The following is a 12,991-nucleotide window of genomic DNA, read 5'->3' on the forward strand; positions in this document are numbered from 1 at the left end:
GATGTCGCTGCGCGTAGTGCCGATGACGCGGGACGACGCAGCCAGCGGGCCACGCGAAGACCTGCGTGAATTGGCGACGCGTGCGCTGTCCACTTACTTTGTCGACCTCTGTCAGGGGGCCGTCATTGTTGATGCGGATGCACGCGTTGTCTGGATGAACGGGCAATATCCGGATCGTCTGGGCATTGCCGATCCGGCAACCGTCATCGGCCAGCCGATCGAAACGATCATTCCCAACAGCCTGCTGCGTGAGGTTGTTGAAAGCGGTCGGCCGATCATGCTCGACATCATGGATTTCGCCGATGAGTCCTTTGTCGTCAGCCGCCTTCCGCTGCGCGACAAAAACGGGGTCGTGATTGGCGCTGTCGGCTTCATGCTCTACGACGATCCGCGCCATCTGGCGCCGGTCGTTTCCCGCTACCAGCGTTTGCGTACGGATCTCGCCGATACTCAGCGCAAACTGGCCGATGCCCGACGCACCCGCTACAGTTTTTCCTGTTTCATCGGCGCCGGCAAAGCCTGCATGGCCGTCAAGCAACTGGCTCGCCGGGCGGCACGGACTACGGCGTCAGTGCTGGTGCTCGGTGAAACCGGGACCGGCAAGGAGTTGCTGGCCCAGGCGATGCATGCCGCCGGGCCAAGGGCGCATCAGCCCTTTGTTGCGGTCAACATTGCCGCCGTGCCCGAAACGCTGCTTGAGGCCGAGTTTTTCGGCGTCGCGCCAGGTGCCTATACCGGGGCCGATAAACATGGGCGCGACGGCAAGTTCAAGCTGGCCGATGGCGGCACGCTTTTTCTCGATGAAATCGGCGACATGTCTCTGGCGTTGCAGGCCAAGCTGCTGCGCACCTTGCAGGAAGGCGAAGTCGAGCCGGTCGGCTCGAATCGTCTGATTCCGGTCGATGTACGGATCATTGCTGCGACCAGCCGCGATCTTGAGCAGATGGTTGCCGAAGGACGTTTTCGTGCCGATCTGTATTACCGGCTTAATGTCATTACCCTGAAAACACCGCCGCTGCGGCTGCGTTTCGAAGACATGCCGCTGCTCGCCGATTTCCTGATCGATCACATTTGTCGCGAACAAGGCGAGCCGGTACGCAGTATTTCGACCGCCGGGCTCGCCCGGTTGACGCAGCATGCCTGGCCCGGCAATGTCCGCGAACTGGCCAACGTGCTTGAGCGCGCCTTGCTGATGTCCGACGGCGATTGCCTGGAGGTGGAAGATCTCGATGCCGTGATGCCGCCGGCCGTTCAGCAGGCGGTGGCTGGTAGTCTCGATATCGCCGAAGCGATTGCCCAGGCCAAGCGCGACGCGATCGGCAACGCCTTGCGCGCAGCGGGGGGGAACAAGGCGCAGGCCGCCCGTCTGCTCGGCATTTCGCGCGCCGCCTTGTACGAAAAAATCGCTGTACTGGGCGTTGATGCAGCGTCGCTTTGATGTGTCTGCCGGGCTGGACAGTGTGTCAGCCAGTGCAGACGGAATGTCTCCTGCGGTCGACCGCTGATTTTTGCATTTTCTCATTGGTTTCAATGGCTTGTTCTCCATGGCACGAGGCGTGCGATAGCCTTCGGGCAAATCTAATTCTTAGGAGACAACAATGGACTTTTTGATTGTGCTGGCGTCGCTGGCATTCTTGATGTTTGTCGCTTATCGCGGCTACAGCGTCATTCTCTTTGCACCGATTGCCGCACTCGGCGCCGTGCTTTTCGTCGATCCAACAATGGTCGCCCCGATGTTCACCGGCTTGTTCATGGACAAGATGGTCGGCTTCGTGAAGAACTTCTTCCCGGTCTTCCTGCTGGGCGCCGTTTTCGGCAAGGTGATCGAACTGTCCGGTTTCTCCAAGGCCATTGTCGCCTCGGTGATCAAGATGATTGGGCGCGAACGCGCCATGCTCTCCATCGTCATCGTCTGTGCGCTGCTGACCTATGGCGGTGTATCGCTCTTCGTGGTGGTTTTCGCGGTCTACCCGTTTGCCGCCGAAATGTTCCGCCAGGGCGGCATCCCGAAGCGCCTGATTCCCGGCACCATCGCGCTCGGCGCCTTTACCTTCACGATGGATTCGCTGCCCGGTACGCCGCAGATCCAGAACATCATCCCGACGACTTTTTTCAAGACTGACATTTATGCCGCACCTTGGTTGGGTCTGATCGGTGGCATCTTCATCCTCGTCTGCGGCCTTTCCTACCTTGAATGGTGCCGTCGCAAGGCCATCGCTGCCGGTGAAGGTTATGGCGAAGGCCACAGCAACGAACCGGAAGCCTTCGAGCATGAAAAGCTGGCCCACCCGATGATTGCCATCCTGCCGCTGATCATGGTCGGTGTGATGAACAAGGTGTTTACCAACCTGATTCCGGCGCTTTACGGCGACAAGGTTTCGTTCATTCCGGCGGTGATCGGCAAGGCCGCACCGGTTGTCCAGCAGACCAAGGCCATCGCTGCCATCTGGGCGGTTGAAGGTGCGCTGCTGGTCGGTATTGCGACGGTTTTCATCTTTGCCTGGAAGACGGTTTTCGCCAAGTTTGCCGAAGGCAGCAAGGGCGCTATCGGCGGTGCGCTGCTGGCGACGATGAATACGGCTTCCGAATACGGCTTTGGTGCCGTGATCGCAGCCTTGCCGGGTTTCCTGGTGGTCGCCAATGCGCTGAGTTCGATTCCGAATCCGCTGATCAACGAAGCGATTACCGTCACGGCTCTGGCTGGTATCACCGGTTCGGCTTCCGGCGGCATGGGCATTGCGCTGGCTGCCATGGCTGAAACCTTCATCGCCAATGCCAATGCGGCCGGTATTCCGCTTGAAGTCTTCCACCGCGTTGCTTCGATGGCCTCGGGCGGCATGGATACGCTGCCGCACAACGGCGCCGTCATCACCTTGCTGGCGGTGACCGGTCTGACCCATCGTCAGGCGTACAAGGATATTTTCGCCATCACCTGCATCAAGACGCTGGCTGTCTTTGTCGTCATCGCGGTGTTCTACGCGACCGGCATTGTCTGAGCCAGACCACAAAATAATAAACGGAGACTGACCATGGCCCTTTCCCGTCACCCGATAGCCGCTTCATTGCGTGCGTCCGATACCGGCAAGATCGTTTCTGCCCGTGATGCTGTCCGCCTGATCAAGGATGGCGACACACTGGCAACCGGCGGTTTCGTCGGCATCGGATTCCCGGAAAACATTGCCGTTGCGCTTGAACAGCGCTTTCTCGAAGGTGAGGAGGCCGATGTGCATGGCCTCGGCAGTCCGCGCAACCTGACGCTGGTTTATGCGGCCGGGCAGGGTGACGGCAAGGAGCGGGGCCTGAACCATCTCGGCCACGACGGTCTGGTCGGTCGGGTGATCGGTGGTCACTGGGGCCTGGTGCCCAAGTTGCAGCAACTGGCCGTGGCCAACCGGATCGAAGCCTACAACCTGCCGCAAGGCGTGATCTCGCACCTGTTTCGCGATATCGCCGCCGGCAAGCCGGGGACGATTACCCATGTCGGCCTCGGCACCTTTGTCGATCCGCGTTTTGGTGGCGGCAAACTGAACGAAAAAACGACGACAGATCTTGTTCGCCTGATGGCAATCGACGATCAGGAATACCTGTTCTACAAGGCATTTCCGATCAATGTCGGGATCATTCGCGGTACGACGGCCGATCCGGATGGCAACATCACGATGGAAAAGGAGGCGCTGACGCTGGAGGCGCAAGCCATTGCGATGGCTGCACGCAACTCCGGCGGCATCGTCATTGTGCAGGTTGAACGCATTGCCGAGCGCGGTACGCTCAACCCGCGTCAGGTCAAGATTCCCGGCATTCTGGTCGACTGCGTGGTCGTTGCCGAGAAGCCGGAATACCACATGCAGACCTTCGTCGAGCAATACAGTCCGGCCTACGCCGGCGAGATCAAGGTACCGATGTCAGCCATCGCCGCGATGCCGATGAGCGAGCGCAAGATCATCGCGCGGCGTGCTGCGCTGGAACTCAAGGCCAACGCCATCGTCAATCTCGGCATCGGTATGCCGGAAGGCGTGGCCAACGTCGCCGCCGAGGAGCAGGTCATCGACCTGATGACGCTGACTGCCGAACCCGGCGTCATCGGTGGTGTGCCGGCCGGCGGCCTGAGCTTCGGGGCGGCAACCAATGCCCAGGCGATCATCGATCAGCCCAGCCAGTTCGATTTCTACGACGGCGGCGGGTTGGATATTGCTTTCCTCGGTCTGGCCCAGGCCGACCGTCAGGGCAATCTCAATGTCTCCAAATTCGGTCCGCGCCTGGCCGGGGCGGGCGGTTTCATCAATATTTCGCAAAATGCCAAGACCGTCGTCTTCGTCGGCACTTTCACGGCCGGCAATCTCGATGTCGCGGTCAACGAGGGAAAACTGGCGATTCTTGAAGATGGCAAGGCGAAGAAGTTCGTCGAAGAGGTTGAACATCGCACCTTCAGTGGTCCGCAGGCAGCGAAATGGGGCAAGCGCGTGCTCTACATCACCGAACGCTGCGTTTTTCAGTTGCGGGCCGAAGGGCTGGAACTGATCGAAATTGCGCCGGGTGTCGACCTGCAGAAGGACATTCTCGACAAGATGGATTTCATGCCGATCATCAACGGCCAGCCAGCCTTGATGGATGCACGGATTTTCAGCGACGAGCCGATGAACATCCGGCCCGACATGCTGGAAATTCCGATGGCCGAGCGGCTGTCCTACGATGCCGAGAAGAACCTGTTCTTCGTCAATTTTGCCGGCATGAGCGTGCGCAGCGAGGCTGACATCGGGCGCATTCTCGATGCCGTCGAGGCGCAGCTTGCGCCGCTGGGCCACAAGGTCAACGCCATCGTGAATTACGACCGGTTTTCGATCGCCCCCGAGTTGGTCGATGACTACATCGGCATCGTCAAAGGCATCATGAGCCGGCATTACCACGACGTGACGCGCTATACCTCAAGCACCTTCATGCGCATGCAACTCGGCGAAGCACTCGAAAAGCAGCAGATCGAGCCGCATCTTTACGAAAGTGCCGACCAGGCCCAAGGGCATTTCGGCAGCGTTTGAGCAGGATCGCGACCGGGGCATCAGGCGTAACTCAATGACCCGGTTGCAGGCTGCCATGAGCGCGCATGCTCGCGGTATCATGCCGGACTTACTGCGGTCGACACAGGTTTTGGCATGAAAATCAATTTACCGGCAGCCCTTTCCGGGCGCAAATTCCGTTGGGTGGCTGGGGTGGCTTTGCTGGCCGGGGCCGGCTTTGTTGTTTTCTCCGGCGGTCAGCCTGCGCCGCCGGCCGCGTTGCCGGCGAAAACGGCCAAGCCGGCCTTGACCGTCAGCCTGGTTGCTCCCCAGCAGCAGGATTGGGCCCAGTTGATTCCGGCCAATGGCAACGTGGTGGCCTGGCAGGAAGCCGTGATTGGCCCGGAAATCAGCAATTACCGCATTGCCGAGGTCAAGGTCCAGGTTGGCGACCGGGTCAGGAAGGGCCAAGTCCTGGCGCGCATTGCCAGCGATACCGTCGCCAGCGAGCTGGCCGAGGTTCGTGCTGCGGTCGCCGAAATCGAGGCCAGTGCCGCCGAGGCGAAAAGTAACAGCGAGCGTGCGACGGAGTTGAAAACCAAGGGGTTTTACAGCACCCAGTTGCACACCCAGTATCAGACCGCGGACCACACGGCGCAGGCCCGTCTTGCGGCCGCTCGCGCCCGTTTGCAGGCGGCTGAATTGAAAATGGGCAAAACGGCGGTGCTGGCGCCGGATGACGGTGTGATTTCGGCCAGCGGCGCGGTGGTTGGTTCATTGACGCAAAGCGGCCAGGAGTTGTTTCGCCTGATTCGTGGCGGGCGTCTGGAATGGCGAGCCGAAGTGCCGGCAGCTGATCTGGCCCGGATTCAGCCGGGCGTGCCGGCCCGTCTGAGCAATCCGGCCGGTGAAACTGTCCAGGGTCAGGTCCGGACGGTGGCGCCGAGCGTCGATGCGCAAACGCGCAACGGCCTGGTCTATGTCGATCTGCCAGCCAGCCCGGCGGTACGGGCCGGCATGTTCGCGCGCGGCGAGTTTGCGCTGGCGGCCAGCCCGGCGTTGACCCTGCCGCAAACCGCCTTGGTCCTGCGCGAAGGTTTTGCCTATGTTTTCCGTTTCGATGGCGAAAACCGCGTTGCCCAGACCAAGGTGCTGACCGGCAGGCGTCAGGGTGAACGGGTTGAAATCGTTTCGGGGCTGGATGCCTCGGCCCGTGTGGTCGAGCGCGGCGCCGGCTTCCTGGCCGATGGAGACACGGTCAAGATCAGCACTGCCGACGGCAAAGCGCAATGAACGTTTCCTCCTGGTCCATCCGGAACCCGATTCCGGCCATCCTGCTGTTCATCATGCTGACGCTGTTCGGCAGCATGGCGTTCCGGGCGATGAAGATCCAGCAGTTCATGGATATCGACCTGCCGACCGTGACCGTCACCGCCAGCCTGCCCGGTGCAGCGCCGGCCCAGATGGAAACCGAGGTGGCGCGCAAGATCGAGAACTCGGTGGCCACGCTGCAGGGCATCAAGCATATCTACACCAAGGTGCAGGATGGCACGGCCATCGTGACGGTCGAATTCCGTCTGGAAAAAGGGACGCAGGAAGCGGTCGACGACGTGCGCGACGCGGTTTCGCGCATCCGCTCCGATCTGCCGGGCGATCTGAAAGATCCGGTGATCAGCAAGATGAATCTTGCCGGTGCGCCCATCCTGACCTACACCGTGGCCTCCAGCCGGATGGATGACGAAGCGCTGTCGTGGTTCGTCGATAACACCGTGACCAAGGCCATTCTCAGCGTGCGTGGTGTCGGCGCCGTATCGCGCGTCGGCGGCGTGACGCGCGAGGTGCATGTCGAACTCGATCCGGCCAAGCTGCTCGCCCTGAAAGCGACCGCCGCCGATATTTCGCGGCAGTTGCGGCGCATCCAGCAGGAAGCTTCGGGCGGGCGTTCCGACGTCGGCGGCATCGAGCAGTCGGTGCGTACCATCGCCACGGTGCAGTCGGCTGCAGAGTTGGCGACGATGGATATCACCTTGTCGGATGGCCGGCAGGTCCGTCTCGATCAGGTGGCGAGTATCCGCGACACGGTCGGCGAGCAGCGCTCGGCGGCCTTGCTCAACGGCCAGCCGGTGGTCGGCTTCGAGATCGTGCGCAGCCGGGGGGCCGGCGAGGTCGAACTGGCCAGCAACGTGCGGCTGATGCTCGACCGTTTGAAAGCCGACTACCCCGACATCACGATCACCGAGGCTTTCAATTTCGTCGATCCGGTCGAGGAGAATTTCACCGGCTCGATGTCCTTGCTGATCGAGGGCGCGGTGCTCGCCGTCATCGTCGTGCTGCTTTTCCTGCGCGACTGGCGGGCCACGCTGGTCTCGGCGACGGCGCTGCCGCTGTCGATCATCCCGGCCTTCGGCGTGATGTACCTGATGGGCTTCTCGCTCAATGTCGTGACCCTGCTGTCGATGTCGCTGGTCGTCGGCATCCTGGTGGACGATGCCATCGTCGAAATCGAAAACATCATGCGCCATCTGCGCATGGGCAAGACGCCCTTCCAGGCGGCGATGGAGGCTGCCGACGAAATCGGGCTGGCGGTGATCGCGACGACCTTCACGCTGATCGCCGTGTTCCTGCCGACCGCCTTCATGAGTGGCGTGCCGGGCAAATTCTTCGTCCAGTTCGGGTGGACCGCGGCAATCGCTGTTTTCTTCTCGTTGGTCGTCGCCCGCATGCTGACGCCGATGATGGCCGCCTACATCCTCAAGCCGCCGAGCCAGGACGAACACGAGCCGCGCTGGATGACCGTCTACGCCGGCTGGGCCGCGTGGTGCCTGAAACACCGGATCGTGACGCTGCTCGCCACGACTGTCTTTTTCTTCGGTTCGTTTGCGCTGGTGCCCTATTTGCCGACCGGTTTCCTGCCGCCCGACGATCTCTCGCAGACCCAGGTTTACCTCTCGCTGGCGCCGGGCAGTACCTTCGAGGAAAGCCGCGCGATGGCTGAAAAGGCGCGTCTGATCGTCGAGAAAAATCCGCACGTGAAACTGGTGTATACGGCGATCGGCGGCGGCGCGGCCGGCAGCGATCCTTTCGCCCCGCGCGGTGCAGCAGAGGTGCGCAAGGCGACGCTGACGATCAATCTGACGCCGCGCCAGCAGCGTGGTGGCGTGACCAAGCAGTCGGTCGAGCGCGATCTGCGCGAGGGTCTGGCCGATTTGCCCGGCGTGCAGGTCAAGGTCGGGCTGGGCGGCTCAAATGAAAAATACGTGCTGGTGCTGGCCAGTGAAAACGGGCCGTTGCTGGCCGAGCATGCCCGTCTGGTCGAGCGCGAGTTGCGTGGCATTCCCGGTGTCGGGGCGATTACTTCAACCGCCAGCCTGGTCCGTCCGGAACTCGTCGTGCGTCCCGATTTTGCCCGTGCCGCCGATCTCGGCGTGACCTCGGCGGCGATTGCCGAAGTGCTGCGCATTGCCACGGCCGGCGATTACGATCAGGGGCTGGCCAAGCTCAATCTGGCCCAGCGCCAGATTCCGATCATCGTCAAATTGCCGCCCGATGCGCGTCAGGATTTGAGCCTGTTGGAGCGGTTGACCGTGCCAGGCAAGCACGGCCCGGTGATGATCGCCAACGTCGCTTCGCTGAGCATTGCCGGCGGCCCGGCCGAGATCGATCGCTACGACCGTTTGCGCAACATCAACTTTGAAATCGAGTTGAACGGCCAGCCGCTTGGTGAAATCGAGAAACAGGCGCTGGCCTTGCCCAGCCTGCGCGAACTGCCGCCTGGCGTGCTCCAGACCACGGTCGGCGATGCCGAGGCGATGGGCGAACTGTTCCAGAGCTTCGGGCTGGCCATGCTGACCGGCGTGCTGTGCATCTACGTCGTGCTGGTCCTGCTGTTCAAGGACTTCGTCCAGCCGGTGACCATTCTGGCCGCGCTGGTGCTTTCCGTGCCCGGTGCTTTCCTGGCGCTGTTCGTGACCCATACGGCGCTGTCGATGCCATCGATGATCGGCCTGATCATGCTGATGGGTATCGCCACGAAAAACTCCATCCTGCTCATCGACTACGTCATTTTGGCCCGCCGCGATCACGGCCTTGACCGCTGGAGCGCGCTGCTCGACGCCTGTCGCAAGCGCGCCCGGCCGATTGTCATGACGACGGTGGCGATGGGCGCCGGGATGATGCCGATTGCGCTGGGTATCGGCACCGATCCGAGCTTCCGCGCGCCGATGGCGATTGTCGTGATCGGCGGCCTGATTACCTCGACCTTCCTCAGCCTGCTGGTCGTGCCGGTCGTCTTTACCTACGTCGATGACCTGATCGGCGCACTCGGGCGCTTATTCCGTCGCCCTGCCTGAAGTACGGGAAACGGGGGGCTGGCGCCCGAAGGTCAGGGTGTAGAACAAGTCGAGCGCATTGTCGCTGCCGGCCCGGCCGATGACCGAAATCTGGCGGTTCAGGTTGACCGTCAGCTTGACGACGCTCTCGGCCTTGCCGAGCGCCTGCTCGTAACTCAGCACGGCATTTGACGACAGGCGCTTGCCGACGCTGAGAATCTGGTTGCCCGTCGTGCTGGCCGTCTCCGCGCTGCCGGCGGCGACGCGGCTGGTCCGCTGGCGCCCGCCGGCATCGCCGACTTGTCCGCTGCGCACGCCGAATTCGTCGATCCCGAAACTGCTCTTGAGTTGCTGGATGACACCGCCCGAATCGTTGCCGAGCAACCCGCTGGCGGCCGATAGCAAGACGCTGGCGTCGCCGGCCCCGACCTGCTCCGGGCCGTGACCGAGAACCAGCCAGGCCAGTTTTTCGGCTTCCGGCAGTTCCGGGTCGGAAATCAGCCGAATGACCGGTTTACGGGCGCTGCCGCTGATCTGGACGCCGGGCTCGACGGCGAGTCCGGTTCGTACGGCACGAACATCGAGCGTCGGATTGTCGAGCAGTCCCTGAAAACTGAGTACGCCGCGCTCGATGCTGAGTTGCTGGCCATAGGCGTCGAAACGTCCGTCCCGCATCCGGATATTGCCGCTCGCCCGCGGCAGGTCGCGCCCCTCGGCGCGCAGGCGGAGATCGCCGCTCAGGCGGGTGGACAGGCCGGCACCGCGGAACAGGAAGTGCTGGCCGAAATCGGTACTGAGATCGAGGTCGAGTCGCGGCCGTGGTTTGCTGGCTGCCGGGTCGGCATATTTCGACTTGATCACCACGTCGTCGGACAGGCGCGGCGTGCCCATCTGGGCCAGCTGCCAGTAACCGGCATCGACGGCCAGCTTGCCGCGTACCGAGAGTGCCGCGTCTTGCAGCGCCAGCCGGCCGTTGCCTGAAATGGCCACCCACTGGTCGGGCAGCTGGTAGAGGCCGAAGCGGTCGAGATGGACATCGAGGAATGCCTTGTCTGCTGCCGTGCTGCGGTCGACACGCATTTCGCCACTAATTTCGAGCCGGCCGGGGCGCCGGACAAGTTGTTGCAGCGCGGCGTCATCACTCCGCTGCAGCGCACGCGGCAGGGTTTGCAGCACGCTGTCGAAGCTCAGGCGGGTGACGCGCAGCAGATTGTCGGTCATGCTCACGTCGAGTTCGCCATTGGCCAACGCCAGCCCCTGATCGGCCACTTTGAGACTCAGCGAATCGCCCTTGAACTGACCGGAAACGAGTGGCTGCGCCGGGCTGCCGGCCAGCTTGAGGCGACCTTTGAGCCGCCCGGCGCTGTGAATCCGTTCGCCCAGCCATTCACCCAGCCAGCCGAGGTCCTTGCTGTCGGTTTGTAGTTCGCCCAGCCAGCGGGCATCCGGATCGAGCTGCCAGGCACTGCGCATCGTCGCATCGAGCTGGCCGTCGAGTTGTCCGAGGCGGTCGCCCTGGCCGTGCACGCTTGCCTTCAGATGCTGGCGGTCGGCACCGGCTTGCAGGCTGAGCTGCCAGCGCTGCTGGCCACCGCCGTCGCCGGCCAGTTGCAGTGGACCCAGCTGCCATGCTCCCTGGCTGGCGGTCAGCGGTGCCGGCTGAGTCAGGTGGAAGTTGCGCTGCTTTTCTTCACTGTTCAGCGTCAATTCAGTCAGTTGCCCGCGCCAGTCCGGCTGTGCCTTGTTGCCGCCCAGTGCGCCATTCAGCGCCAGTTTGATTTCGTCGCGCCCGAAACCCTGGGCGCTGGCCGTCAGGCGGTGTGCTTGCTGGCTGCCATCCAGCTGCAGCTTGATATTGCGGACGATGTCGCGCTGCTCGGCGCTATCCAGTGCGGCGAGCGCCATCGTCACGCGAAGCGGCGCACTCGGGGCGCTGCCCAGTGTGGCGGCAAGGTTCAGTCCCTTGAGCCGTCCGAGGCCGCGACGGGCAAGGCCGGGCGTCTCCAGCGTTGCCGAAAGCAGGTTCTGGTCGCGTTCGCTGCTCAGGTTGAACTGTCCGTTGAGGCTGCCTTCAATGCCGTAGGGATCGAGTTTGGGGGCGTCGAGCCTGATCTGGAGATGGTCGCCGGGGCGGCCGAAAGCGCCGCTGCCGGTCAGTCGGTTGGGGCCGGCGGCCAGTTGCAGATCAAGATTCGGGATGCGTGGCCAGGCGATGTTCAGACTGCCTTTGCCGCTCAAGGGCTGGCCGGCAAGACGGCTATTGTCGAGGTCGAAACGGGCGTTGATCGTGGTTTGCGGCTCAAGTCGCCCCTCGGCCGAGAAGCGGGCATTGATCTGCGCTTCCGGCAGCCGGGCAAAGCGGCTCGGGTCAAAGCCGTGCAATTCACCGTGTCCGTTGAAGCTCATGGCCGGTCCGAGGTCGAGCCAGCCTTCGGCATTCAGGCGGGCCGTGCCGTGCTGCAATGACAACTGCTGCACGACCAGCCGGCGGTCGGCATGGCGGGCTTCGGCGTTGATCTGGAACAGCGGGTCGCGCAAGTCGAGCTTGAGGTCTTGTTGCGTTGGGGCCAGGCGCGCCGAAATCGGCCCGGCAAGCCGGGTAGACCGCAGCATCGAGAAAATTCTTGCCGCATCGACCTGGTGTGCCTGCAGATCGAGGTCGAGGATTCCGGAGGCCAGTCGGGCTTTGCCGGCCAGCGTTGCCCGACCGGGCAGGCGGGCTTCGATTTGGCTGAAACTCAGTACCCCGGCTTGCCAGGCAAAGCGACTGCCCAGGTTTTCCAGCGGGAGTTGCTGCCGGTCGAGCGGCCCGGGGCGCGCATTGTCGATGCGGAAATGGCCGCTCAAGCGTTGGGCGTCGCCGGCTTCCGGCACCAGTTCGCCGCGCAGGGCAAGGCGAGCCGAGGGGGCGCCGGCCAGCCAGGCGGCGGGGTCGAGTTCGTCGAGTGCCAGGCTGGCCTGTTGCAACAGGGCCGGTGCGAATGGCGTGATCGTGGCTGCTGCCTTGCCCTGCAGCCCAGCCTCGGCACGGGCGTCGAGGTTGATCGCGGCCAGTTCGCCGGCGACGCTCAGCCTGAGTTGCAGCGGGTGTGCGTCAAGCTGGCCGCTGAGAACGGCCTCGCCGGACAGGGCAAAAGGGGCGTTGCCGGCCAGCGTCAGCCGGGCGTCGAGCCGGGTGTCGCCGCTGCGGGCGCTGAAAGTCTCAAGCCGGTGCTCGGTGCCGTCGCTGTGCAGCCGGGCATCGATCTGCCGCACGGCCGGCAGCGTGCCGTAGCGCAAGGTGGAAATGGCGATCCGTTCGAAGTCGACCGCAACAGGCAGACCGAGGTTGGCCGGTTGTTGGGCCGGTGTATCGCTTGCGGCGCTGTCGATCGTCAGGTGGTCGATGCTCAGTTCGTCGACCTGCAAGCGGCGTTCGAGCAATTGTCGCGGCGACCAGTCGACGTGCAGGCCCTTTGCCTCGATCTGCAGGTCGGGATTCTGCCAGCGCAGTTCGTCGATTTGCAGCGGACCGCTCAGTCGGCCGTGCAGACCGTTCAGCACGAGATGGCCGCCGCTGGCCTGAACCAGCAGCGCACTGCCGGCCTGCAGGCCGCTCTGGCTGTTGATCAGCCACCACAGGGCCAGCCCCGGCGCGAGCAGCAGTATCAGGAGGATCAGCCGGCGGCGCAT

At 63.1% G+C, this 12,991-nt stretch carries 6 protein-coding genes; 5 read left to right on the forward strand and 1 reads right to left on the reverse strand.

All coding sequences use genetic code 11. The features are described 5' to 3' along the window. Window position 1 precedes the first annotated feature (1 nt). From GBK02_RS04190 to GBK02_RS04210, 5 genes are all read left to right on the forward strand, one after another. Window positions 2-1,438 (forward strand): sigma-54-dependent Fis family transcriptional regulator, encoded by a 1,437-nt coding sequence (locus GBK02_RS04190; RefSeq protein WP_203468501.1) that lies wholly within the window; start codon window positions 2-4, stop codon window positions 1,436-1,438. A 160-nt stretch (window positions 1,439-1,598) separates the two neighbouring features. Continuing rightward, window positions 1,599-2,996 carry a GntP family permease gene (locus tag GBK02_RS04195; RefSeq protein ID WP_203468502.1) on the forward strand — a complete coding sequence of 466 codons (1,398 nt, stop codon included), beginning with the start codon at window positions 1,599-1,601 and terminating at the stop codon, window positions 2,994-2,996. A gap of 33 nt (window positions 2,997-3,029) precedes the next feature. Further along, entirely contained in the window at window positions 3,030-5,033 is a 2,004-nt protein-coding gene (locus GBK02_RS04200) for an acyl CoA:acetate/3-ketoacid CoA transferase (protein ID WP_203468503.1), read from the forward strand. Window positions 5,034-5,147: 114 nt separating this feature from the next. Further along, on the forward strand, window positions 5,148-6,284 hold the full coding sequence (locus GBK02_RS04205) for an efflux RND transporter periplasmic adaptor subunit (protein WP_203468504.1): 1,137 nt from the start codon (window positions 5,148-5,150) through the stop codon (window positions 6,282-6,284). After that, window positions 6,281-9,340, forward strand: a complete 3,060-nt coding sequence (locus GBK02_RS04210; RefSeq protein ID WP_203468505.1) for an efflux RND transporter permease subunit — start codon at window positions 6,281-6,283, stop codon at window positions 9,338-9,340. Before GBK02_RS04205 ends, GBK02_RS04210 begins: the two co-directional genes overlap by 4 nt. Here the strand turns inward: GBK02_RS04210 and GBK02_RS04215 are convergent. Continuing rightward, window positions 9,320-12,991 carry a translocation/assembly module TamB domain-containing protein gene (locus GBK02_RS04215; RefSeq protein ID WP_203468506.1) on the reverse strand — a complete coding sequence of 1,224 codons (3,672 nt, stop codon included), beginning with the start codon at window positions 12,989-12,991 and terminating at the stop codon, window positions 9,320-9,322. The two genes, GBK02_RS04210 and GBK02_RS04215, sit on opposite strands and share 21 nt — an antisense overlap.

Source organism: Dechloromonas sp. TW-R-39-2 (assembly GCF_016864195.1).
GTDB lineage: Bacteria > Pseudomonadota > Gammaproteobacteria > Burkholderiales > Rhodocyclaceae > Azonexus.